Annotated in this window: 23 protein-coding genes and 1 tRNA gene; 14 read left to right on the top strand and 10 right to left on the bottom strand. The window is 62.8% G+C overall.

Annotated features, from left to right (window positions below; all coding sequences use genetic code 11):
• Positions 1-199 precede the first annotated feature (199 nt).
• A complete protein-coding gene (locus AC0GUR_RS13145; RefSeq protein WP_472878118.1) occupies positions 200-889 on the bottom strand; it encodes a M15 family metallopeptidase in 690 nt (229 codons plus the stop codon).
• 40 nt (positions 890-929) lie between these two features.
• A complete protein-coding gene (locus tag AC0GUR_RS13140; RefSeq protein ID WP_472877938.1) occupies positions 930-2150 on the bottom strand; it encodes a dipeptidase in 1221 nt (406 codons plus the stop codon).
• A 131-nt stretch (positions 2151-2281) separates the two neighbouring features.
• Here AC0GUR_RS13140 and AC0GUR_RS13135 point away from each other — a divergent pair, with 131 nt between their 5' ends.
• The 4 genes from AC0GUR_RS13135 to AC0GUR_RS13120 all read left to right on the top strand — a co-directional run bounded on the left by AC0GUR_RS13135 (position 2282) and on the right by AC0GUR_RS13120 (position 6750).
• On the top strand, positions 2282-3688 hold the full coding sequence (locus tag AC0GUR_RS13135; protein WP_472877937.1) for a C40 family peptidase: 1407 nt from the start codon (positions 2282-2284) through the stop codon (positions 3686-3688).
• A 17-nt stretch (positions 3689-3705) separates the two neighbouring features.
• Positions 3706-4803 (top strand): dipeptide epimerase, encoded by a 1098-nt coding sequence (locus tag AC0GUR_RS13130; RefSeq protein WP_472877936.1) that lies wholly within the window; start codon positions 3706-3708, stop codon positions 4801-4803.
• Between the two features lie 103 nt (positions 4804-4906).
• Positions 4907-5605 carry a L,D-transpeptidase family protein gene (locus AC0GUR_RS13125; RefSeq protein ID WP_472877935.1) on the top strand — a complete coding sequence of 233 codons (699 nt, stop codon included), beginning with the start codon at positions 4907-4909 and terminating at the stop codon, positions 5603-5605.
• Between the two features lie 2 nt (positions 5606-5607).
• Entirely contained in the window at positions 5608-6750 is a 1143-nt protein-coding gene (locus AC0GUR_RS13120; RefSeq protein WP_472877934.1) for an NAD(P)/FAD-dependent oxidoreductase, read from the top strand.
• Here AC0GUR_RS13120 and AC0GUR_RS13115 read toward each other — a convergent pair.
• A complete protein-coding gene (locus AC0GUR_RS13115; RefSeq protein WP_472877933.1) occupies positions 6736-7323 on the bottom strand; it encodes a hypothetical protein in 588 nt (195 codons plus the stop codon). The two genes, AC0GUR_RS13120 and AC0GUR_RS13115, sit on opposite strands and share 15 nt — an antisense overlap.
• A 230-nt stretch (positions 7324-7553) precedes the next feature.
• On the opposite strand from AC0GUR_RS13115, the gene AC0GUR_RS13110 reads away from it, so the two are divergent.
• The 5 genes from AC0GUR_RS13110 (at position 7554) to AC0GUR_RS13090 (ending at position 11916) form a co-directional block, all read left to right on the top strand.
• Complete coding sequence (locus AC0GUR_RS13110; protein WP_472877932.1) at positions 7554-8150, top strand: anthranilate synthase component II; 597 nt, start codon at positions 7554-7556, stop codon at positions 8148-8150.
• Positions 8147-9223: an anthranilate phosphoribosyltransferase gene (trpD, locus tag AC0GUR_RS13105; protein WP_472877931.1), complete on the top strand. Its 1077-nt coding sequence runs from the start codon at positions 8147-8149 to the stop codon at positions 9221-9223. Before AC0GUR_RS13110 ends, trpD begins: the two co-directional genes overlap by 4 nt.
• A gap of 42 nt (positions 9224-9265) precedes the next feature.
• Positions 9266-10060 (top strand): indole-3-glycerol phosphate synthase TrpC, encoded by a 795-nt coding sequence (gene trpC, locus AC0GUR_RS13100; protein WP_472877930.1) that lies wholly within the window; start codon positions 9266-9268, stop codon positions 10058-10060.
• Between the two features lie 7 nt (positions 10061-10067).
• On the top strand, positions 10068-10769 hold the full coding sequence (locus AC0GUR_RS13095; RefSeq protein ID WP_472877929.1) for an HAD family hydrolase: 702 nt from the start codon (positions 10068-10070) through the stop codon (positions 10767-10769).
• 157 nt (positions 10770-10926) lie between these two features.
• The gene (locus AC0GUR_RS13090) at positions 10927-11916 is read left to right on the top strand and encodes a bifunctional helix-turn-helix transcriptional regulator/GNAT family N-acetyltransferase (protein ID WP_472877928.1); all 990 of its coding nucleotides are present in this window, start codon (positions 10927-10929) and stop codon (positions 11914-11916) included.
• 92 nt (positions 11917-12008) lie between these two features.
• On the opposite strand, the gene crp is transcribed toward AC0GUR_RS13090, so the two are convergent.
• On the bottom strand, positions 12009-12704 hold the full coding sequence (gene crp, locus AC0GUR_RS13085) for a cAMP-activated global transcriptional regulator CRP (protein ID WP_038623363.1): 696 nt from the start codon (positions 12702-12704) through the stop codon (positions 12009-12011).
• Between the two features lie 278 nt (positions 12705-12982).
• Here crp and speD point away from each other — a divergent pair, with 278 nt between their 5' ends.
• Complete coding sequence (gene speD, locus AC0GUR_RS13080) at positions 12983-13768, top strand: adenosylmethionine decarboxylase (protein ID WP_019465856.1); 786 nt, start codon at positions 12983-12985, stop codon at positions 13766-13768.
• 176 nt (positions 13769-13944) lie between these two features.
• Here speD and coq7 read toward each other — a convergent pair whose 3' ends face one another.
• Together coq7 and AC0GUR_RS13070 are read right to left on the bottom strand one after the other, a co-directional pair.
• Complete coding sequence (gene coq7, locus AC0GUR_RS13075; RefSeq protein ID WP_472877927.1) at positions 13945-14586, bottom strand: 2-polyprenyl-3-methyl-6-methoxy-1,4-benzoquinone monooxygenase; 642 nt, start codon at positions 14584-14586, stop codon at positions 13945-13947.
• Positions 14583-15797, bottom strand: a complete 1215-nt coding sequence (locus AC0GUR_RS13070) for a (Fe-S)-binding protein (protein ID WP_472877926.1) — start codon at positions 15795-15797, stop codon at positions 14583-14585. The genes coq7 and AC0GUR_RS13070 overlap by 4 nt, the downstream gene beginning before the upstream one ends.
• Before the next feature lie 134 nt (positions 15798-15931).
• Between AC0GUR_RS13070 and rplM the strand changes: the two genes are divergently transcribed.
• The 3 genes from rplM (at position 15932) to AC0GUR_RS13055 (ending at position 16890) form a co-directional block, all read left to right on the top strand.
• Positions 15932-16360: a 50S ribosomal protein L13 gene (gene rplM, locus AC0GUR_RS13065; protein ID WP_130619814.1), complete on the top strand. Its 429-nt coding sequence runs from the start codon at positions 15932-15934 to the stop codon at positions 16358-16360.
• Positions 16361-16369: 9 nt separating this feature from the next.
• The gene (gene rpsI, locus AC0GUR_RS13060) at positions 16370-16762 is read left to right on the top strand and encodes a 30S ribosomal protein S9 (protein WP_038623370.1); all 393 of its coding nucleotides are present in this window, start codon (positions 16370-16372) and stop codon (positions 16760-16762) included.
• Between the two features lie 54 nt (positions 16763-16816).
• Positions 16817-16890: transfer RNA gene (locus AC0GUR_RS13055), tRNA-Gln, on the top strand.
• 603 nt (positions 16891-17493) lie between these two features.
• Here the strand turns inward: AC0GUR_RS13055 and AC0GUR_RS13050 are convergent.
• Positions 17494-18396, bottom strand: coding sequence for a GYF domain-containing protein (locus AC0GUR_RS13050; RefSeq protein WP_472877925.1), 903 nt, complete (start codon positions 18394-18396; stop codon positions 17494-17496).
• Between the two features lie 442 nt (positions 18397-18838).
• Between AC0GUR_RS13050 and AC0GUR_RS13045 the strand changes: the two genes are divergently transcribed.
• Positions 18839-20500: an MFS transporter gene (locus AC0GUR_RS13045; RefSeq protein WP_472877924.1), complete on the top strand. Its 1662-nt coding sequence runs from the start codon at positions 18839-18841 to the stop codon at positions 20498-20500.
• Between the two features lie 42 nt (positions 20501-20542).
• Here the strand turns inward: AC0GUR_RS13045 and rpiA are convergent, their stop codons facing one another.
• Genes rpiA through AC0GUR_RS13030 form a run of 3 tightly spaced genes read right to left on the bottom strand, consistent with a single transcriptional unit; the run spans position 20543 to position 22294 of the window.
• Positions 20543-21184 carry a ribose-5-phosphate isomerase RpiA gene (gene rpiA / locus AC0GUR_RS13040; protein ID WP_472877923.1) on the bottom strand — a complete coding sequence of 214 codons (642 nt, stop codon included), beginning with the start codon at positions 21182-21184 and terminating at the stop codon, positions 20543-20545.
• Positions 21185-21212: 28 nt separating this feature from the next.
• Positions 21213-21677, bottom strand: coding sequence for an EVE domain-containing protein (locus AC0GUR_RS13035; RefSeq protein ID WP_472877922.1), 465 nt, complete (start codon positions 21675-21677; stop codon positions 21213-21215).
• Positions 21674-22294, bottom strand: a complete 621-nt coding sequence (locus tag AC0GUR_RS13030; RefSeq protein ID WP_472877921.1) for a 5-formyltetrahydrofolate cyclo-ligase — start codon at positions 22292-22294, stop codon at positions 21674-21676. The genes AC0GUR_RS13035 and AC0GUR_RS13030 overlap by 4 nt, the downstream gene beginning before the upstream one ends.
• Between the last annotated feature and the right edge of the window lie 132 nt (positions 22295-22426).

Here is a 22426-nt window from a genome sequence, read left to right as displayed (position 1 = left end):
AAACGCCATGCTCGTCATTCCGGCGCAGGCCGGAATCCAGTGGCTGTGTGATTTGGTTTTCACGAAAAGCATGACCATCGCTCTGCGAAAACCAGCCCATGCGGCAACTGGATTCCGGCCTGCGCCGGAATGACAAGCGCGGGGCTGGGGCAGTTTTGTGGGCGGCGCTTTAGAAGGGGCGGTGTAGCCGGAAGCGTCGCTACTGCACCGGCACGTCGTAGATGACATTCGGCATCGGCGCAGTCCCTAGCGTGTAATGCCACCACTCCATCGGGTAGTTTCGAAAACCTTCGCGCTCCATCGCCGCGCGCAGCCGTTCGCGATTGGCGTGCTGTGCGGGCGTGGCCTCAGGTGAGTCGGTATTGGCGAGAGTGCCGAAGAAATCGAACGACGTGCCCATGTCCAGCGGCTTGCAGTTGCTTCCGTCCTGCTCGCATTGCATCAGGGTGAGGTCCACCGTGGCACCGCGGCTGTGTCCGGATACCGGCGCGATGTAGTCGCCGAGCAGGGCGCTCTTGTCCAGGTTCGGGTAGTGCTCGGCCTTGGTGCGTTGATCGCTGAGATCGCCTGCCCACCGCACGAAATGCTTCACCGCGCGCGCCGGGCGATAGCAATCGAACAGCTGCAGCCGCTGATGTTGCTCGCGAAGGTGGTGCTCGACACGCGCAAGGGCTTCGGCGGCGGGCTTCAGCAACAGGCATTTCGGTGCGAGATAGCCGTCTACCGGCACACCGACAAAGTTGTCGCTACCCGCGTACTTGATGTCCTCGGCGATGTCCGGCACTAGCTGGCGAATATCGACCAGGCCGGCCTCGGCAGCCGTTTGGGCTGGCGACAGCGCGGGTGTCGAGTCCGCCATGGCATGACAGGCCAGCAACAGGACCGCCATCATCGGCACAGTGCGCAGCGGTGGCTTCGTCACCATGCCATCAACTGCTCGCGTGATGAACCGTGGCGTGCTTGGCCACATCGCCCCAGACGCGCAGCAAGTTGCCTCCCCAGAGTTTGGCGATATCGTCATCGTGGAAGCCGGCGCGGCGCAGCGCGGCGGTGACATTGCGCGTCTCTGTCGCATCCTGCCAGCCGGCAATGTAGCCGCCGCCGTCAAAATCGGAGGCAATGCCGACATGATCGATGCCAGCCACGCTCACCATGTGGCGAATGTGCGCTGCAAAATCGTCTACCGTCGGCAGCGGGAAGGCGGCATCGATGCGGCGCATGCCCTCGATATAAGCAGGCAGGTACTCGTGCTTTTCGCTGTCGAAGGTCTTGTCGCCGGCCTCGCGTGCGACTTGTGCCTGCAGCGCCTTCTCGGCGAGTTCGCGACCCGGATCGAGCTTCAGGAACCCTTTGTACGCCACTGCCTGAATCACGCCACCCTTGGCGGCAATGGCGCGCAGCAAATCGTCGGAAAGATTGCGTGGATGGTTGGTCAACGCACGCGACGACGAGTGCGAAGCAATCACGGGTGCGGTCGATATCGCCAGCACATCCCGCACGCAAGCATCGGAGGAATGCGAGACATCGACCATGATGCCGAGCTGGTTGGCTCGCTTGACCATGCCGCGCCCGAAGTCACTGATGCCCGCATCGCTCAGCGGCGGGTCGCCAAGATCCGCCTCCGGCGTGGAGCTGGTGCACAGATCGTTGTGGCCCATATGGGCCAGGCCGATATAACGCGCACCGCGCGCATAGGCCTTGTCGATATTTTTCAGATCGTGGCCTAGCGAATAGCCGTTCTCCACGCCGATCATGGCGGATAGCTTACCCGCCGCGCGGTTGGCTCGAACCTGCTGTGGCGTGGTAGCCAACCGGATGCGATCCGGATACGTCTTGAGCATGAGCGCGATGGCGTCGTACTTGCGTTGCGCTTCAGCCACCGCGTGCGCGTAGCCTTCCGGTGTCAGCGGCCCCTGTTCCACATAGACGATGAAAAAGGCTGCGTCGAGGCCGCCGCGCTTCATCTTGTCCAGATCGACCTTGAGCACATCGGAGTGCGCGGCATCAAAACGCGGGTCGTGCATGAAGGCGAAGGGGATGTCGACATGCGTGTCGAGCGTGACGGGCGGCTCCTGTTGCGCCCATGCCGCGCTGCTGCCCAGTGCGATGGCCAATGCCGTCGCCCGCCCCAACGTACGAATCACATTCATGCCGACCTCCCCAGGTGTGCGTGCTGGCATCGTACAGGCTTGTTGTCGCGATGTGGCGAGGGGTGCGTTGAGTGACGACGGGCGATATGCTCGGCTCGACATGCACCTCAGTAGCCGGGCAAGGGTCTTTCATGCGATGGGTTCAAATGACGGCTTGCGCGCTTGCCTTCAGTATGGCCACGGCGCCGCTGTGGGCGGGTCAATCCAGCGATGCTCTTTCGGTGCCGCCTTCCGGCGTCATCGGCATGAGTCATGACGAGATGCTGACGCCCGATTTCTGGATCCGGCAGCTGACCCAGCCCGACCGCGTGCTGCTCGATGGGCCGACCATTGCCGCGCAGAACCGGCAGCTCCTGCAGCACGATCCTTCCATGCGCGATCTGGGCGCCTTGCCGGCCACCTTGCAGCGTGCGCAAGTCGAAGGCTGGATCAACGAGATATCCAGGCTGCCCAAACGTCCGTTGTATGACGACAAGGGCGAGCACGTCACCGATGCCACGCTGCAGCAAATCACCAGTCAGCTGGCGCTGGAACGCGTGCCGGCGGAACAGTCCACCCATTATGGGCTGATCGTGCGGCGCTCGGCGCTGCGCAGTTTCCCCACGGATCTACGGGTGTTCACGTCGAATGACGACACCGACATTGATCGCTTTCAGGAAACGGCGGAATTTCCAGGGACGCCCGTTGCCATCGTGCATGAAAGTCGCGATGGACAGTGGCTGTTTGTGCTCAGCCCGCGTTATTCGGCCTGGACTCGCAAGGAGAATGTGGCCGAGGGATCCGCGGCCGACGTATTCACCTATGTTGATAAGTCACCCAGGCGTGTGGTGACTGGCGCGAGCGTGGCCACGGTTTACACGCAGGAGAAGCCTGCCATTTCGCAATTGCAGCTGGACATGGGTGTGGCCGTTCCCGCACTGATCGACCACCCCGCCGATCAGCCGGTGAACGGTGAGTCACCGTACACGTCGTACGTGGTCGAGCTGCCAGTGCGCACCAGCGACGGCAGGCTGGCTTTCTCGCCTGCGCTGGTGCAGCGGCAGAGCGATACTGCAGATCAATACCTGCCGCTGACCGAAGCCAATATTCTCCGCCAGGCCTTCAAGTTCCTGGGAGAGCGTTATGGCTGGGGTCACGCCTATGACGGGCGCGATTGCAGCGGCTTCGTGTCAGACGTCTATCGCAGCATGGGCGTGCAGATGCCGCGCGACACCGGGCGTCAGTTGAACAGTCCGGTGCTGACGCATCAGACGTTCAGCGCCAAAGATGGCCACGATGCACGCATGAAGGCGGTGAATGCCTTGAGGGTGGGTGACCTCGTCTACATACCCGGGCACGTGATGATGGTGATTGGCCATCACAACGGCGAACCCTATGTGATTCATGACACGACGGGTATCAGCTATCGCGATGGTGATAGCGGCCTCCGGCGGGTCAAGCTCAACGCGGTCTCCGTCACGCCGCTGTTGCCCCTGATGCTCGACGAACAGCATTCCTATGTCGACCGCATGGAAGGCATCGTGCACGTGCGGCCTTGAGTGGCGAGAAACGCTTCGTGCGAATTACCGATATCCAGCTTGGCATGTTGCGTGTTCCCCTGGTGACGCCGTTTCGCACGGCGCTGCGCACGGTCGAGCGGGTCGAGGACATCGTGGTCATGGTGCAAACCGACACCGGACATATCGGGTACGGCGAGGCGCCGCCGACAGCAGCGATTACCGGCGACACGCACGCGACGATCATCGAAGCGATTCGCCATCACATCGCACCGGCACTGATCCATCAGGACGTGGCGGATATCGACCGGCTCGTGCGCCTTATCCAAAGCGCCTTGCCTGGTAACACCAGTGGCAAGGCGGCCATGGAGATCGCCATCTACGATCTATGGGCGCAGCTTCACCAGATGCCGCTCTATCAAACGCTCGGTGGCGGTGCGCCGGTGATGCACACGGATATCACCATCAGCGTGAACGACGTGGACACCATGGTGGCCGATGCCGTCAGCGCGGTGGCGCTCGGCTATCGTGCGCTCAAGATTAAGCTGGGCAAGGATGCGCATCTCGACATCGAGCGCGTCATGGCCATTCATGCAACGGTGGGCAGCGGTATCGCGCTTCGCCTGGACGCTAATCAGGGGTGGACGGCAGAGCAGACGGTGCATGTCCTGAGTACCCTCGAGGCCGCGGGTGTGCAACCAGAGCTGGTGGAACAACCCGTTCCAGCTCGTGATCTTGACGGCATGTGCCATGTGACGGCTCGGGTAAGTACACCGGTAGTGGCTGACGAAAGTGTGTTCAGTCCCGCCGATGCGCTCGAAGTGATTCGGCGACGCGCGGCGAACATCATCAATATCAAGCTGATGAAGGCCGGCGGGATTTCCGGCGCGCTGCGCATCGCCGATATCGCCGCGGAGCACGGGATGACCTGCATGATCGGCTGCATGCTGGAGAGCAGCATCAGTGTGGCGGCGGCCGCTCATGTGGCGGCCGCGCGATCGGCGATCATCACCAAGGTCGATCTGGACGGGCCGTCGTTGTGCCAGTACAACCCGGTCGAGGGTGGTGCGGTTTTCAATGGTCCACAGATCACGCTGGCCAACGCGCCTGGTCTGGGGATTCGTCACGTACGCGACGTGGAAAAGTTGAGCCACTGATATGTCACTACTTGCGAAGATGACGCTGAATGCCGGGGCGATATGGCGTGTAGCGCTGCCATGGTGCCTGGCCGTTGTGGCGCTTCTTGTGGGAGGAGAGGCCATGGCCGGCGAAAACAATGCCTGGCACAGCTCTCGCCAGATGGTGTTGGTGGTGATTCCGGACTGGAATACCGATCACGGCGTGCTGCGCGCGTATGAGCGCAAGCGGGGTGGGTGGCAGCCGGCGTTCGATGCACAGCCGGTCACCATCGGACATGCTGGCGCAGCCTGGGGCCTGGGGTTGAACGCCGCGCAATCGCAGGGGCCGCAGAAGCAGGAGGGTGATGGCCGTAGCGCTGCTGGCGTGTATCGCATTGGTGAGACCTTCGGTTATGCCACGAGCGCGGATACGCGCATGCCCTATCGTGCTCTGCAGGATTCTGATTACTGCATGGATGTCAGCGGCTCGCCGTATTACAACCGCATCGTGGATGCGCGTCAGGTTGGCGAACAGGCGGTGGCCGGTTCCAGTGAGCCGATGCGTCGCGACTTGCATCTCAATGGTGATGCGCTCTACACGGTCGGCTTCGTGATCGAGCACAACGCGCAGGGGCAAGCTGGCGCCGGCAGCTGCATTTTTGCGCACGTGTGGCGTTCGCCGGGCGACGCCACGGCCGGCTGCACCGCCATGCCAGAAGCGGTCATGCGCCAGTTGTTGGCCTGGCTGAAGCCCGAGGAGCAGCCGGTGTTTGTGCTGCTGCCGCAGAGCGAGTACGCGCGCTTGCGCGCAACGTGGCAACTACCAACGTTGGAACCGTGATGATGAGTGCGACCGTAGATGCCGATGTCATTGTTATCGGCGCAGGGATGGCAGGCGCTTCGGTAGCCTATTTCATGGCGCCGCATGCACGCGTGCTGGTGCTGGAGCGCGAGGAACACGCGGGCGTGCATTCCACCGGACGCTCGGCGGCATTGTTTTCCGAAACCTATGGTTCACCGCAGGTGCGCGCGTTGACGCGTGCGGCGCGCCGCTTCTTCGATCAACCTCCGCCAGGGTTTGCAGCTCAACCGATCCTGTCACCACGCGGCTCGGTAAGCATCGGCACGGCAGCACAGGTGACGACGGTGCATGCGCTGTACGAGGAGATGGCCTCCCGCACACATGGCCTGCGCGTGGTCGATAGCGGCTGGCTGCGCGACACGGTACCGGTGCTGCGTCCCGAGGCGGCGCGCATCGGCCTGTACGAACCCGGTGCCGCCGATATCGACGTAAACGAGCTGCACCAGGGGTTTCTGCGTGGCATGCGTGCGAGAGGTGGGCAGTTGCGCTTCAACGTCGGCATTCGCTCGATTGAGCGCGGTGCGGGTCACTGGTTGGTGGATGCGGGCGATGCAATCTATCGCGCACCTCTACTCATCAACGCGGCTGGCGCCTGGGTTGATCAGGTTGCAGTCATCGCGGGCGTGGCTCCCATCGGTATACAGCCCAAGCGGCGCGCCGCGTTTCTGTTCGAGCCGCCGACGGGTATCGAGACGGCGCGCTGGCCGTTTGTCACCGATGTCGATGAGACGTTCTACTTCAAGCCCGATGCGGGCCTGTTGCTCGGCTGCCCCGCCAATGCCGATCCCGTGCCGCCGCATGACGTACAGCCGGAAGAGCTGGATATCGCGCTGGGCATCCATCGCATCGAAGAAGCCACCACCATGACGATACGGCGGCCGACCCGCACCTGGGCCGGCTTGCGCTCGTTTGTGGCCGACGGCGACCTGGTCGGCGGCTTTGCGCCGGATGCCGGCGATTTCTTCTGGGTTGCGGCGCAGGGTGGCTACGGTATCCAGACCTCTGCAGCGATGGGCGAAGCTTGTGCCCATCTCGCGCTGCGGCGGGCGCTCCCGGGCCACCTGCAGGATGCGGGCGTCACCGCGGCCATGCTCGACCCTCGGCGGCTGTCAATGCAGACGTGAGCCAAACAGCACCAGGGCGGCCATCGTGGCGTGCTTCTGGTCTGCGCCCCAGGGTGGCCCCGCCCACTTGCCGAGGGCGGCGATGTCGGCAGCCCAAGGGCAGGCGGAGGGCGCCAGGTCGTCCAGTTCCCGCTCTGGTATCAAGCCCAGCGGCAATCCGCAGGTGGCCACGGCCGCCGCAACGGCATCCGGAAAGAGGTGGCCCTCGGCCTGATGCATGCGGATATGCACGGCAAGGATCTGCTCGGTGGTCCAGGCCGGCATGGCGGAGCTGGTAAGCACGGCGCCGCCTGCGATCTCATGGCCAGCCTCACACAGCTGTTGCAGCCATTCGGCGACATGCGCCGCCGCCGCGCGCCGTGCGGCCTCGATTCCCCGCTTCACCATGGCCTGTGCGCGGGTTGGGGCCATCCCTTCGGCCGCGTGATAGGGCTGCCGCGCCCAAGGGGCCGCACGGGCATCCATCAGTGGCAGCCTGCGTCGATCCACCAGCAGAGGGTGCTCGTCCTGCAGCCCTATGGCCACCGTCGCAGCCCAGCCAGAATGCGCTTTGAACCCTAGGGCGATCTTCATGCACCGCGCCTCGATATGCCCGGTTGAGGGCAGGGGATTCCTCGCCGGGTATAGCACGCCGGGCCGCTACCCGGCGTGGCGGCAAACGCCGTTGCTGCAGTGCGGCGCGGGTTTGAGCACAATGCACCTCTTGGCACCGCGTTTTGCGGGCCCCGCTGGAACGGCAGTCACCCCCGACGCACCGCGTCTCTGCCGATCTTTCGACGAGTAATCAACCGGTTGGCATGCCCATGCTTTTGATGATCGACAACTACGACAGCTTCACCTTCAACCTCGTGCAGTACCTGGGCGAACTGGGGCAGGCCGTGAAGGTGGTGCGTAACGATGCAGTGGACCTGGCCGGCATCCGTGCGCTGAAGCCGTCGCACATCATGATCTCGCCAGGCCCGGGTACACCGGATGACGCCGGCGTGTCGCTGGACGTGCTGCGCGAGCTGGCCGGCGAGATCCCCGTTTTCGGCGTGTGCCTGGGGCATCAAGCCATTGGCCAGGTGTTCGGCGGCAAGGTGATTCGTGCCAAGCAGATCATGCATGGCAAGACCTCGCCGGTGCGCCATCGCGGCAAGGGTGTGTTTGCCGGCTTGCCTGATCCGTTTGAAGCCACGCGCTATCACTCGCTGGTGGTAGAGCAGGACTCGCTGCCCGATTGCCTGGAAGTGACTGCGTGGACGGAGAACCCGGACGGCTCCATCGACGAGATCATGGGCCTGCGCCACAAAACGCTGAATGTGGAAGGGGTGCAGTTCCATCCTGAGTCGATCCTCACCCAGTACGGCCACGATCTGCTGCGTAACTTCCTTGGCCTGCCGCTGAAGCTCGCGGCATGAACGGAGCCTCCAGCAATCCGCCCGTGGGTCGTCGTGTCAGCATCACGCCGCAGGAAGCCCTGCAGCGCACGATCGAGCATCGCGAGATCTTCCACGACGAAATGATTGAGCTGATGCGTCAGATCATGCGTGGCGAAGTGAGCCCGTTGATGACGGCGGCGATTATCACCGGCTTGCGCGTGAAGAAGGAAACCGTCGGCGAAATCACCGGCGCCGCGCGGGTGATGCGCGAGCTTTCCGCCAAGGTGGAGTTGCCGGCGCACGAGCACTTCGTGGATATCGTGGGCACCGGTGGCGATGGTGCGTCGAGCTTCAATATTTCCACGGCGTCGATGTTTGTCGCTGCGGCTGCCGGCGCACGCATCGCCAAGCATGGTGGGCGCAGCGTGTCGTCCAAGTCGGGCAGTGCCGATGTGCTCGAAGCACTCGGTGCGGTGATCGACCTGCCGCCTGCCCAGGTGGCGCAGTGTATGCAGGAGTGCGGCATCGGCTTCATGTTTGCACCCAACCATCACCCGGCGATGAAGGTGGTGGCGCCTGTGCGCAAGGAAATGGGTGTGCGCACGCTGTTCAATATTCTTGGCCCGCTGACCAATCCGGCAGGCGCGCCAAACATCCTGATGGGTGTGTTCCACCCTGACCTGGTGGGTATTCAGGTGCGCGTGCTGCAGCAGCTCGGTGCCAAGCATGCGTTGGTGGTGTGGGGGCGCGACGGCATGGACGAGATTTCATTGGGCGCAGCCACCCTGGTGGGCGAGCTGCGTGACGGCGAGGTGCACGAGTACGAGGTGGAGCCGGAGGATTTCGGCCTGGCCATGGCCTCCAGCCGCAACCTGCGCGTGGAAAATGCGGAAGAGTCGCGCGCCATGCTGCTGGAGGCGCTGGAAGGTCATCGCGGCGTGCCTCACGACATCGTGTGTCTCAATGCCGGTGCATCGCTGTATGCGGCCAATGTGGTGGATTCCATCGCTGCCGGTATCGAGTTGGCACGATCAACCATTGCCAGCGGCGCGGCACGTGCAAAAATGGATGCTTTCGTCGCCACTACGCGGCAACTGTCGGGAGCGGGCTGACGCTCACGCTCTCTTCATCCCCCATCCCCGCAAGCTTTCGCTATGACCGATATTCTCCAACGCATCCTTACTCGCAAGACTGAAGAAGTGGCTGAGCGCAGCGCCAGGCTGCCGCTGGCTGAATTGGCCGCACGCGTGGCTGACATGCCGGAAACCCGTGGCTTTGCCGCCGCCATCGAGGCCAAGATCGAGGAAGGCCTGCCGGCAGTCATCGCCGAAGTGAAGCGCGCCAGTCCGAGCAAAGGTGTGATCCGCCACGATTTCGATCCGGCGGCGATCGCGCGCAGCTATGAGAAGGGCGGTGCAGCCTGCCTCTCCGTGCTCACCGACAAGGATTTCTTCCACGGCAGCGAAGACTTTCTGCAGCAGGCGCGCGATGCATGCTCGTTGCCGGTCTTGCGCAAGGATTTCGTGATCGATCCGTACCAGGTGTACGAGGCGCGTGTGATCGGCGCCGATTGCATTCTGCTGATCGTCGCCGCACTGGGTGATGCAGCCTTGCTGGAGCTGTCCCTGCTGGCCGCCGAGCTCGATCTGGATGTGTTGTGCGAAGTGCACGACGCCGAAGAACTGGAACGCGCGCTCGCGCTACCGGTGCCGCTGATCGGGGTGAACAATCGCAACCTGCGCACCTTCCATACGGCCATCGACACCTCCATCGAGCTGCAGCAGCTGATGGAGTACGACCGCATCCTGGTCAGTGAGTCCGGTATCCACACGCCGGATGACGTGACCACCTTGCGTGATGCCGGCATCAATGCGTTCCTGGTCGGCGAGGCGTTCATGCGCGCCGACGATCCGGGCGCTGAGCTGAAGCGTTTGTTCGCCAACCGATAAGCAACCTATGTCTACAGGGGAAATCAGTGCCATGCCGGAGGCGGTGGAAGCCACCGCGCCCGCGTCGCGCACGGTGTTGTTCGATTTCGATGGCGTGCTGATTCACGGCGACGCGTTCTACCTGTTCATGCGCCATCAGTATCAACGCTCGGTGCTGCGCAAGCTGGCGGCGGTGCTGGTTTTGCCGTGGGTGGCGCTGATGTCGCTGTTCTCGCGCAGGCTGGCGAAGCGCTCGTTAGTGCATGTCGGGCTGCTGGGCCTGAACGAGCGCCGCTACAAGGTGGTTGCCGAAGCGTTCGGCGCTAGTTTGGTGCGCAAGCCCAAGCAATTCTGTCGCGACGGCCTGAATGTGCTTCGTCGACACCAGGCGGATGGTGATCGCGTCATCGTGGTGACGGGGTGCGAGTACGTGCTGGTGAGCCACATCCTGGCTCAGCTTGGCCTTGCTGATGTCGAGGTGCTGGCCTCGCAATTGCGGCCCGGCCTGCTGGGTATGCGCGTGAAGGTGCACAACATCGGGCGCCGCAAACCCGCGCAACTTGCTGCTGCCGGCGTTGGGGAGTGGCATGTGGCCTATAGCGATTCAGTGGTCGATGCCCCCATGCTGAAGCCTGCAGCCGAAGCTGTGCTGGTGAACGGCACGCCCAAGTTGTGCAAGAAGCTGGAAAAGGCGCTGGGGCGCACCATTACCCGCGTCGACTGGTTCTAGCCCGGTTCTCGTTCCTGTTTGGATGAGCACGCTGCGGGCGACTTGCGGCGACGTGTCGGTTTTTGCGTCAGGGCCGCATCAATGATGCCTGGGGTAGCCCTCTTGCTACCCTTCAGGTGATGAGTGCATTAGTACTTTCAAGTATTTAAGGCCGCCCATGTATCTCCCCTCACTCGCCCAACTGGCGCTCGGTAGTCGGCTCAAGTCACTCAGTGACCACTTCTACGGGGCGGTCGACGAGGTTTACCGTTCCTGTGGTGCCGGCGTGGAGTCGCGTTGGTTTCCGGTGCTGCGGTTCCTGTGGGAGCACGGCGAAACCACCGTCAGCGACGTGGCGACAGCGATTGGCCAGACTCACTCGGCGGTCAGCCAGCTGGCCGACAAACTGGTTGACGCAGGGCTGGTGCTACGCAAGAAGGACGTGCAGGACGGCCGTCGCAGCCTGCTGGTGCTGACCGACAAAGGGCGCGCTGCCGTTTCGGCGCTGGGGCCGATCTGGGTGTCCGTTCGTCGCGGCATCCAGGCATCGTTGGGAGAAGCAGGGCTCGCCCATTTGCTCGAAGCCCTGGCCGCGACCGAGAAGGCCCTGGAGGATCGCCCGGTCGTCAATGCCATGCTCGCCGAGCACGCCGCGCTGACCGCCGCCAAGCTGGAGATCGTGCCCTACGAGTCGGCCCTGAAGGCGCACTTCTACCGCCTCAATGCGCAATGGCTGGAACGGCATTTCCGCATCGAGGACATTGACCGCGAACTGCTGGGAGACCCAGAGCGTCATGTGCTGGCGCCCGGTGGGGCCATCTTCTTCGCGCGTCTGGGAGGCGAGGTGATCGGCACCTGCGCACTGCTGCAGGAGTCGCCTGGGGTCTACGAGCTGTCCAAGATGGGCGTGGACGAAACCTTCCGCGGCATGGGTGCCGGCCGCAGTTTGTTGGTGGCGGCCATCGAGGAGTTTCACCGGCGCAAGGGTAAAGAGCTGTTCCTGGAATCCAACAGCCGGCTCAAGACGGCCTTGCGCATGTACACGCAGGTGGGCTTTGTGTTGCAGCCTTCCCCGCGCGCCGGCTCGCATTACGAGCGGGCGGACGTGTACATGGTTTACCAGCCGGAGAAGGGCGGTGTCGCGCGAACCGGCGCAGCCGGGCGCTGACGGGCTATCGCCGCGTCGTTTAACTGAACCCCGTGACCACGGCCTGAGCCAGGATCACGGGGCTGGTTGAGTCGCAGAACGCCCTCTGCGACTCAGCGGGTACCGCGCACCACGATGGTCTTGCCCGCTACGTCGATCATGCGCTGCTCTTCGAGCTGCTTGAGCACACGGCCGACCATTTCGCGGGAGCAGCCCACAATGCGGCTCACTTCCTGACGGGAAATGCGGATCTGAGTGCCGTCGGGGTGGGTCATCGCATCCGGCTCCTGGCACAGGTCCAGCAACGTCTTGGAGATGCGATTGGTCACGTCCATGAAGGCCATGCGGCTCACCTGGCGCGAGGTGCGCAGCAGGCGATGGGTGAGCTGGGAGCCGATGGCGAAGAGAATCTTCGGGCACTCCTCGCGCAGGGGGCCCTCCATCAGCTGGAACAAGCGCTCATAGCTGATTTCGGCCATCTCGCAGGCCGTGCGAGTGCGCACCATGGATTCGCGCTGCGCCTGTTCCACGAACAGACCCATTTCACCGATGAACTGGCCACGGCTGAGGTAGGCCAGGATCAATTCACGACCCTGTTCATCTTCGGTGCACACGGCCAGCGAGCCGTCCACGATGTAATAAAGCGTATTGGCGGGGTCCCCTGGACGGATGATCGCGGTCTTGCCCGGATAGCGACGGCGATGGCAAAGCGCCAGAAAGCGCTCCATCGAGGCCGGGTCCGGTGCAAAGTTGGCTGGCGCCTGAGAACGTTCAAAGGCTTGTTGTAGCTGATATTTGAGTTGCGCCACGTTAGATCCCGTAGATTCAAACGGGGGCCGCAAGCGCCCCCCGATAGTCCAATCCTTCCCCCCTCCGGGCATTATGGCAAAGTAACTTAACCAGCCGAAGGTTCAGTTTTCCCTTTTTTTGCCGCATACTTCACGGTCTTTCCGACGCGACCCCTTTGTCGCGTTCCGGTCACAAGGGTCGTGGAAGCTTCCTGCTTTCACGTTCAATTATCTAGCGGGGACCCTTGTAGCTAACCCGCCCTCTTGCTGTTGGCCCCTTCCCGGCCTGGAGAGTCGCTGTGGTGAAACCGCTTCCGCGCCTGCGTTTGCAGGGCTTCAACAATTTGACTAAGGCACTGAGCTTCAACATCTACGACATCTGCTACGCAGTGTCCGAAGAGCAGCGCCAACGCTACATCGAGTACATCGATGAGCAGTACGACGCCGACCGCCTCACCCAGATCCTTACGGACGTGGCCGAGATCATCGGCGCCAACATCCTCAACATCGCACGCCAGGATTACGATCCGCAAGGCGCCTCCGTCACGATCCTCATCTCCGAGGAGCCGGTGGTGGAGAAGCTCGGCCGCGACACCATCTCCGATGCGGTGGTGGCGCACCTGGACAAGAGCCACATCACCGTCCATACCTACCCGGAAACGCACCCCCACAACGGCATTGCGACCTTCCGCGCGGACATCGACGTGGCTACCTGTGGCGTGATCTCGCCGCTGAAGGCCCTGAACTACCTGATCGACAGCTTCGAGTCAGACATTGTCATTGCCGACTACCGCGTGCGCGGCTTCACCCGTGACGTGAAGGGCAAGAAGCACTTCATCGATCACAAGATCAACTCCGTGCAGGATTACCTGGCCAAGCACATCCGGCAGAAGTACGAGATGTTCGACGTGAACGTGTATCAGGAAAACATGTTCCACACGAAGATGCATATCAAGGACTTCGACCTGGATACGTATCTGTTCGAGGCCCATGCGGATGACCTCTCGTTCAAGGAACGCCAGCGGATCGAGTCACTGCTGCGGCGCGAGATCGAGGAGTTGTTCCACGGTCGCAACCTGATGTGACAAAAAACCCGCCGAAAGGCGGGTTTTTTCTTGGTGTACACCGCCCCTTGTAGGAGCGCACTTGTGCGCGACCGCAAGCTCTCGTCATGACCCCGGTGGGTGGTTGTCGCGCGCGCAGACGCTTCGATGCCCCATGCGCCGGTCGCGCACAAGTGCGCTCCTACAGTGCGTTGAGGCTAGATGCGGTACGCCACCGTCTTCATCACCATCGAGCTCAAATGCATCAACGCCGGAATCGGGAATGGCAGATCAATGCCCCCAAGCTCTTTGGCGTTATGAGCATGGCGAATTTCATCCGCCTGCATCTGTACCAACACCGCGCGCGAACGCTCATCCTGCGGCGGCAACTTGTCCAGGTGCTCTTCCAGATGCGCCTCCACCTGCCGCTCGGTTTCCACCACAAAGCCCAGGCTCACCGGGTCGCCGGCGAGTGCGGCGATGGCGCCGATGGCGTAGCTGCCGGCGTACCACAGCGGGTTGAGCAGGCTGGGGCGGCTGTCGAGCTCTTTCAGGCGTTCGGTGCACCAGGCGAGGTGATCGGTTTCCTCGGCGGCGGCGTGCTGCAGGTGTTCGCGGTTGGCTTCGTTGCGCGCCAGGGCTGCCTGGCCGTCGTAAAGCGCCTGTGCACACACTTCGCCGGTGTGGTTGATGCGCATGAGTCCGGCGGCGTGGCGGCGTTCGGTGTCGTCGAGTTCCGCTTCTTCGAAGGCTTCGGCAGGCGAGGGGCGGGCGGCTTCCGGTGAACCGGCTACGGTTTCCAGGGCGCGTTCGATGCCGGCCAGTAGGCGGTCGAGCGGGGAGAGCGTGCGTGCGTTCATGGCGATATCTCCAGTTGCTGCGCCAGCAAGGTCAGTGGATGCATGTGCGGCCAGCGTTGGCCTTCGGCATCCATGCCCGCAGCGAGGTGAAGGCGGCAGCCGATATTGGACGACAACAGCTGCTGTGGCGCCAAGGTGGCGATCTGTCCCAGCACGCCTTCGCGCAGGCGCGCGGCGCGCTCCGGAAATTCCAGCATGTGCGAGCCCGCTGCGCCACAGCAGTGTGGTGGACGCGCTACCGAGGCCACATCGAGCTCCGGCACTTTGCGTAGCAGGCTTTGCAGAGCGCCTTCGTTACGCGCCACATTGAGCTGAGTGCAGGGCAGATGCAGTGCGACGCGGCGTGCAAGCGGGCGGAAGGTCAGCTGATCAGCTCGCGCCGCGAGTAGCGTGATGGGGTCGCTTACGGTGACTTCGGGTAGCGCCCGCCGCAACGTGCCCATGCAGCCGGGTGTGACCGTGACCAACTGCGTCGCTCCGGAGGTCCGCCAGGTCTCGCGTACCCGATCGGCCAGCCGATCTGCCGCCTGCATCTCCCCGCCATGTAGATCGATGGCGCCACAACAAAAAGCGGGCAAGCGAGTGACGGAGTAACCCGCGGCACGCAATAGCGTGATGGCTGCTTTCTCAGCGGTGGCGTCTTCCACGCTCGCCACGCAACCGGGGAATAGCGCAACGACCGGCGCATCCGATGGGGTGTTTTCGGGGGTTGGTGGCAACGGATCATTGACGGCCTCGGGCAACGTCTCCAGCGCCGCGCGCCAATCCGAATGGGCCGGCAGGCGTGCAGTCAGGCGTGCTTTCCAGTGGGCCACGCCAGTCAGTCCGCCAAGCCGGGTCGCCAGTCGCAGCAGGGTAGGTTGCTTCAGCATCGCGAGCAGGGCGCGCGGGCGATTCGGCTTCGGACCGATCAATGCGCGCGTTTCCACCAGCAGCTCGCCATATTTCACGTTGGCCGGGCACACGCGCTCGCAATTGAGGCAGCCCAGGCAGTGGTCGAGATGGGTGCGCAGGCCGGCTGTGGGCTCAGCATCCCCACGCGCCAGGGCGGCAGCGATGGCGATTCGGCCCCGCGGAGACTCCGCTTCGTTGCCGTCCAGCGCATAGGTAGGGCAGACCGGCAGGCATAGGCCACACTGCACGCACTGGTCAGCGAGAGCAGCGATCTTCTGTTTTCGAGTGTGGGGGGGCTTTTCAAGCGCCATGCTCATCATGCTATCATTGCCAGCTCGCATCCCACCGGTCGGTGGGCTTGCGCGATTGATGAAAACTCCGTTATCATCTCGCGCCTTTGTTCCACCGATTACGTGAACCGCCTTTAGGGCGGCAGACTAGGTATTCTGAAATGAAAACGTTCAGCGCCAAGCCGGAAAGCGTCAAGCGCGATTGGTTCGTGATTGACGCCACGGACAAGACGCTTGGTCGTCTCTCGACCGAGATCGCCCGCCGTCTGCGCGGCAAGCACAAGCCGGAATTCACCCCGCACGTCGACACCGGCGATTACATCGTCGTGGTCAACGCCGAGAAGGTGGCCGTCACGGGTGCCAAGCTGGACGACAAGATGTACCACCGCTTCACCGGCTACGTCGGCAACCTGAAGACCACGAGTCTGAAGGACCTGCTGGCTACGCATCCGGAGCGCGTCATCGAAATCGCCGTCAAGGGCATGCTGCCGAAGAACCCGCTCGGCCGCGCGATGTACCGCAAGCTCAAGGTGTACGGCGGTGCCGAGCACCCGCATACCGCACAGCAGCCGCAGGCGCTGGAAATCTAAGGAACCATCATGGCTATCCAGCAGAACTACGGCACCGGCCGCCGCAAGACCTCCGCTGCTCGCGTGTTCCTGCGCAAGGGCACCGGCGCGATCACCGTCAACGGCAAGACCCTCGACCAGTTCTTCGGTCGTGAGACGTCGCGCATGATCGTTCGTCAGCCGCTTGAGCTGATCGAAGCGACCGACAAGTTCGACGTAAACGTCACTGTCGCTGGCGGCGGCATCACCGGCCAGGCCGGCGCGATCCGTCTCGGCATCGCCCGTGCGCTGATCGAATACGACGAAACCCTGAAGTCCCAGCTCCGTAAGGCTGGCTTCGTGACTCGCGACGCCCGCGAAGTCGAGCGCAAGAAGGTCGGTCTGCACAAGGCCCGCCGCGCTACCCAGTTCTCGAAGCGCTAATCACGCTTCGACTGGCCGGTGCAACAAGTCAGAGCGCACCGCTCAGCAGGGTTTTGGGAGATCGTCTAACGGTAGGACAACGGACTCTGACTCCGTTTATCTAGGTTCGAATCCTAGTCTCCCAGCCAAAAACAAAAAGCCCGCCTTTACGGCGGGCTTTTTGTTTTTGATTGGGAGGTAGAGGACTCGAGCCCCGTTCGACAAATTTGCCTGGAGCAAATTTGGACAGCGCATAGCGCTGGCCCCGTAGCGCGCAGCGCGGAGGGGTGAGCCCTATGGATGGGGCGAACAATCCCAGTCCTGCATGCGGAGAAGGCCCGACCTAACACGTGGGTTTTAGTTGGGGGGGGCGGCGAACCTCGTTCGACAAATTCGTCTGGAACGAATCTGGACAGCACGAAGTGCTGGCCCCGTAGCGCCCAGCGCGGAGGGGTGAGCCCCATGGATGGGGCGAACAATCCCAGTCCTGCACATTGAGAAGGCCCGCCCTAACAAGCGGTTTTTTGTTCTTCGGCAAAGGCTGGGAACGAGCTCGCCACTCCCCGTATCCTGCTTTTGCCCACGAGCATGCCCAGCTCGCGTCTTTCGCGACTCAGTGCGACACGCCCAACGTAAGTCGCGCATCAGTCGCCCTGGTTGCACACAACCACTCAATCATCACCACCAACAAAAAAGCCCGCCATCAAGGCGGGCTCTTTCTCTCCAGGCTACAAAGTTCGCCGACCGAACTCTTACTCCCCGCGCTGTGCCGCGGCGGCATGCGCCTTGATCACATAACTCTGATAAGCCGGAATAGCGATCGCAGCCAGTATCCCGAGTACCAAGGGGAAGATCAGGAGAATGTAAAACACCCCCTTCGACGCCTTCGGGTTGCTCGATCCCGTGTTCTTCCAGCGAGCAATCCAGCTGAGCTGGCCTTGCAGGTAAAGCGTGTTGAAGAGGAACAGCGTGATGCCGCCGATCTCAACCGGCAGGCTGTACTCGGCGAGGGCGCGCTTGATCGAGTCGGCCATCGAGAAATACGCAACAATCCAGAGTACGACATAGGCCAGTATGAGCAGGCCGCCAAGAGCGGATCCCTTGCTGCCCACCGAAAGCATTTCTCCGACGAAGAGGCAGGCCAGGCCACCTCCAAGCATCATGGTCGCCTTGCTGTTGCCGTCGATCTTGCGCACCCAGTTGGACTGGATGAATGGCCAGATGATGGCGAAGATGCCGAAGGTGAGGATGCTGAACAAAAACACCAGGCCCCAATGCAGAGAGGGTGGCGCAGGCAGATCGCGACGGCTGAGCGTATCCGACGCATCGTCGTCGTGTGGCTCGTACTCTGAATGTGCTGGCGATGGCGCAGGCGCCCGCTCGTCATAATTGTAGGTCGAACTCGGACGATCCTCAGCGGTGAAGACAGCCGGCGCGCTTGCCGGTGCTTTCGGTGGTGCCGGAGGCGGTGGCGGTGTGGCGGCCTTTTCGGGGAACAGGGAAGACAACGAAACCCATTCCGGCATGCCTTTGCGCCATGCCAGCGTCGTGGGCCCAAAGCGCCCTTCAGTGATCCATCGACGCACGTCCTCTTCGAGGAATGGGCCGCTCTTCTGCCCATTCTCCGCAATCCATATCTTCTCGCCGTTGGTCATGCCGAGTCCCCTTCCTTTCTGGAGTCACTGTTTACAGGTGCCAGCCTGATGGGCGGGCGTACGAATAAGCGCGTGGAGCCTGTGCTGATGTGCGCGCGATCTGGGGCAGTTGAAACGAGGCGTGGTGACGATAACGTCCCTGCGCAATGGCGGCGCATAAATCACGCGTTCGTGCCGATGATGCCGTCTGCAGCCGGGTTGGCTGGGTGCAGACGGGCAAGCGATACGTTCCATTCACCGCTCCTGGCCCCCGCAACGGAGCCTAGCGGTGGGCAGACAGCAGAACAAGCGGGCCGCTGGCGCAAGAAACCGCGTTCTCCCGGCAATCGAAGGATGGCCGCTCGGCCAACGTTTGGGCTGGCGATATTCACAACCCAAGGACAGGTGAACATCGACCCTTGGCTTCCCATGCCGGTGCGGCCGGCTAGCCCGTGGGCCGCTGATGCTCCAGTCCACCACGCCCGAGGTCGACGCTGCTCCCAAGCCAGCCGGGGATCGAGAGTGCGGTGTGCTCACGCCGCTGACCGTACCGGTGTTCCGGCAGATCTGGGCCGCCAACCTCCTGGGTAATCTGGGTACCTGGGCGCAATCCGTGGCGGTGGCGTGGGTGATCACCGCTGCAAACGCCGGACCCATCATGGTGGCCATGGTGCAGGTGGCTTCGACGGTGCCGTTGGTGCTGCTTTCGATAGCGACCGGCGTGCTGGCGGACAACTACGACAAACGGAAGATCATGCTGGTGGGGCAGCTGGTGGAGATGGCAGGCGCCATTTTTCTCACCGTGCTGGCCTTTCTGGGGTATCTCGACCCGACCTGGCTGCTCCTTGCGGTGTTGTGGATCTCCTTGGGTAGCGCCATCACCGTACCTGCCTGGCAAGCAGCGGTGGGTGAGCAGGTGCCTCGCCAGATGGTGAGTTCGGCCGTGCTCCTCAATGGCGTGAACTTCAATGCGGCGCGTGCCATCGGGCCGGCGTTGGGTGGACTCATGCTCAGCGTGCTGGCGCCGAGCTGGGTGTTTCTGCTGAACACTCTCAGCTACGTCGGCTTGATCGTGGCCTTATGGCATTGGCAACACGACATGCCGGAACGGCAGTTGCCACCGGAGAGCATTCGCCAAGGCATGGTCGCCGCCGTCCGTTTCACCTGGAATTCGACGGTGACGCGTCTGGCCATGTGGCGCTCGTTCTTGTTCGGGTTCACCGCGAGCGTGATCTGGGCATTGCTGCCCTTGGTCGCGCGTGACTGGCCTGGCGGGAGTGCCGTGCTGTACGGCTATATGCTCGGCACCATTGGTATTGGCGCGATTCTCGGTAGCGTTGCGGTTCCGGTGATGCGCCGATGGATGGGTTCAAGTCGGTTGATCAGTGCCGCGGCATTCACTATGGCGGCGATGTTGGCGCTGCTGGCTTATGGCCGATCGCTAGTCATCGTACTTCCCGCGTTGCTGGTCGCGGGCGCATGCTGGATCGCAGCGCTCACCGAGTACAACGCCAACGTGCAGTTGCTGGTGCCTGACTGGGTCAAAGGGCGCGCGTTGGCGCTGTATCAGACGTCGCTCTATGCGGGCCTGGCGATCGGTTCGTTCCTGTGGGGTCATCTCGCCGCGACGATGAGCGTGTCCGGGGCCATCTTTACCGCGTCCATCGTGATGGTGGCGGGGGCTTTCTTCGCCTATCACTCGCAGTTTCCGCAGATGGACGCCGGCGAGATGAGGCTGGTGAAGCGCAACAGGGCCGCACCGCCACAGGTGGCATTCAACCAGGATCACGGCGATGTGGTGATGGCGATCGAGTACATGATTTCGCCGGAACATACGGCGGAATTTGTCGCCTTGGCCGAGTCACTGCGACATCTGCGCTTGCGCAATGGTGGTCGATACTGGGGGTTGTTTCGCGATCTTCGCGATAGCGAGCTTTGGCGGGAAGTGCTGCTGATCGAGAGTTGGATCCAGCATCTGCGCATGCTGGATCGCATGACCATTGCCGACAAGGCGCTGATCGACCAAGTGCGGTTGCTGCACAAAGGGCCCGACCGTCCGCGCATTACGCTCGGCGTCGCCTACGAGTCGCTTGCCCCGGGTGACGTTCCACCTGCAGGCGTCTAGCTCAGCGCCCTCTGCCGGTTGAGCAGAGGGTGCTTAATGGCCTTACATCACCTTGTCGCCCATCAGCACCACGTCCGCCGGGCGGCGCGCGAACAGGCCAACGGTGACGATGCCGGGGAGCTGGTTGAGATCATTCTCCAGCCCCACAGGGTCGGCGATCTGCCAGCCATGCACGTCGATGATCCAGTTGCCGTTATCGGTGACCACGCCATCGCGCCACACCGGGTTACCCCCGCGCTTGACGATTTCGCGGCCAATCAGGCTGCGTGCCATCGGGATCACTTCGATCGGCAGCGGGAACTTGCCCAGCAGGTTCACCTGCTTGCTCGAATCGATGATGCACACGAACTTGGCGCTGGCTTCGGCCACGATCTTTTCGCGCGTCAGTGCCGCGCCGCCGCCCTTGATCAGGCGCTTGTGCGAGTCGCATTCGTCAGCGCCGTCCACATAGAGCGAGAGCGAGCCGGTAGCGTTGAGGTCAAGCACCGGGATGCCAAGGCGCTTGAGGTGAGCGGTGGACTGCTCCGAACTCGACACCGCACCCTGGATACGATCCTTCAGATCGGCCAGCGCGTCGATGAAGTAGGCCACCGTGGATCCCGTGCCGACGCCGACGATCGCGCCGTCCTCGACATAGCGGATGGCGGCTTCGCCGGCCAGGCGTTTCTCGTTGGCGTTGCTCATGGGTGTGTTCCAGTAAGAGGGGTAAGCGTTATTCCATCGTCAGGATGTGGCGCCATTCCTCGGCGCCTATGGGCATCACGGACAATCGGTTGCCCTTGCGCACCAGTGCCATCTCGCCAAGCGCGGCCTCGGCCTGTAGCGCCTTCAGCGAGATGGTGCGCTTGAGCTTCTTAATGAACTTCACGTCCACCAGGATCCAGCGCGGGTTGTCGCGCGAGCTGGCGGCATCGAAGTACTTGCTCTTGGGGTCGAACTGGCTGGGGTCGGGGTAGGCGTCCGTCGCCACCTCCGCAATGCCGACGATGCCGGGCTCGTCGCAGTTGGAGTGATAGAAGAACACCTTGTCGCCCACCCGCATGCCGTCGCGCATGAAGTTGCGCGCCTGATAGTTGCGCACGCCGTCCCAGGCTTCCTGGCCCTTGCGCTTGAGATCGTCGATGGAGAACGCATCCGGTTCGGACTTCATCAGCCAATACTGGGTAGCTTTGCTCATGCGTGGGCTTCTCCATCCTCGCCGGTGGCGTGGCAATCGATCAGTTCGCGGTCGGTCGCGATGAAATCCAGCGGTACGTCCCACGGCTCCTCGTCGACCTGCTCCAGCTCCTGGAACGCATAGGCAATGCCAACCAGTAGCGGCTCGGTGGGGCGCACCTGTTCATTGAGGAACGCAAAGGCGCGATCGTAATACCCGCCCCCGGTACCCAGCCGGTTGCCCTGGCGGTCGAATGCCAGCAACGGTACCAACACCAGATCGAGCTGGAACGGTTCCAGCAGCTCACTTGGCGCCGCCGGTTCGGGGATGCCGTAGCGATTGGGCTGCACCTCTTCACCGGCCTGCCATGGCGCGAATCGCAGGTGATGCTTGGGGCCGATCACCGGTAGCAGAAACTGCTGGCCACGCGTGGCCAGTGGTGGAATGACAAGATTGAGCGGCAACTCGCCGTCACACGCCCAATAACCGGCCACGCGTGCATCGGTAAGGTATTCGGGCAACTGCTCAAGGCTGCGTCGCAGACCCTGTGCGGCAGCGATGCGCTGCGGTGGCTTGAGCGCGCGGCGCTGTTCAGCCAGTTGCCGGCGTAATTCGCGTCGCTGGGCGGTAGCGTCCACGTTCGCGTCTCCTGCCATACGGGCCCTGCGAGCGATCCTCAACGCGCGGCGCCAGCTACGCAGACAAGCGCCTGTACCGCTCCGACGACGGCATACGCCTCGCCGTCATCAGTCGTTGGGCGATAGGTGGGC

The sequence above is a fragment of the Dyella sp. PARNA 12/25 genome (assembly GCF_055702865.1).
Note: the sequence above shows the minus strand (reverse complement) of the source record. Positions and strands in the feature narration are given on the sequence as shown.

Coding starts and splice junctions, on each gene's coding strand:
- AC0GUR_RS13145 (WP_472878118.1), bottom strand. CDS start 889: ATGGCGGTCCTGTTGCTGGCCTGTCATGCCATGGCGGACTCGACACCC.
- AC0GUR_RS13140 (WP_472877938.1), bottom strand. CDS start 2,150: ATGAATGTGATTCGTACGTTGGGGCGGGCGACGGCATTGGCCATCGCA.
- AC0GUR_RS13135 (WP_472877937.1), top strand. CDS start 2,282: ATGCGATGGGTTCAAATGACGGCTTGCGCGCTTGCCTTCAGTATGGCC.
- AC0GUR_RS13125 (WP_472877935.1), top strand. CDS start 4,907: ATGGCCGGCGAAAACAATGCCTGGCACAGCTCTCGCCAGATGGTGTTG.
- AC0GUR_RS13120 (WP_472877934.1), top strand. CDS start 5,608: ATGAGTGCGACCGTAGATGCCGATGTCATTGTTATCGGCGCAGGGATG.
- AC0GUR_RS13115 (WP_472877933.1), bottom strand. CDS start 7,323: ATGAAGATCGCCCTAGGGTTCAAAGCGCATTCTGGCTGGGCTGCGACG.
- AC0GUR_RS13110 (WP_472877932.1), top strand. CDS start 7,554: ATGCTTTTGATGATCGACAACTACGACAGCTTCACCTTCAACCTCGTG.
- trpD (WP_472877931.1), top strand. CDS start 8,147: ATGAACGGAGCCTCCAGCAATCCGCCCGTGGGTCGTCGTGTCAGCATC.
- trpC (WP_472877930.1), top strand. CDS start 9,266: ATGACCGATATTCTCCAACGCATCCTTACTCGCAAGACTGAAGAAGTG.
- AC0GUR_RS13095 (WP_472877929.1), top strand. CDS start 10,068: ATGTCTACAGGGGAAATCAGTGCCATGCCGGAGGCGGTGGAAGCCACC.
- AC0GUR_RS13090 (WP_472877928.1), top strand. CDS start 10,927: ATGTATCTCCCCTCACTCGCCCAACTGGCGCTCGGTAGTCGGCTCAAG.
- coq7 (WP_472877927.1), bottom strand. CDS start 14,586: ATGAACGCACGCACGCTCTCCCCGCTCGACCGCCTACTGGCCGGCATC.
- AC0GUR_RS13070 (WP_472877926.1), bottom strand. CDS start 15,797: ATGAGCATGGCGCTTGAAAAGCCCCCCCACACTCGAAAACAGAAGATC.
- rplM (WP_130619814.1), top strand. CDS start 15,932: ATGAAAACGTTCAGCGCCAAGCCGGAAAGCGTCAAGCGCGATTGGTTC.
- rpsI (WP_038623370.1), top strand. CDS start 16,370: ATGGCTATCCAGCAGAACTACGGCACCGGCCGCCGCAAGACCTCCGCT.
- AC0GUR_RS13050 (WP_472877925.1), bottom strand. CDS start 18,396: ATGACCAACGGCGAGAAGATATGGATTGCGGAGAATGGGCAGAAGAGC.
- AC0GUR_RS13045 (WP_472877924.1), top strand. CDS start 18,839: ATGCTCCAGTCCACCACGCCCGAGGTCGACGCTGCTCCCAAGCCAGCC.
- rpiA (WP_472877923.1), bottom strand. CDS start 21,184: ATGAGCAACGCCAACGAGAAACGCCTGGCCGGCGAAGCCGCCATCCGC.
- AC0GUR_RS13035 (WP_472877922.1), bottom strand. CDS start 21,677: ATGAGCAAAGCTACCCAGTATTGGCTGATGAAGTCCGAACCGGATGCG.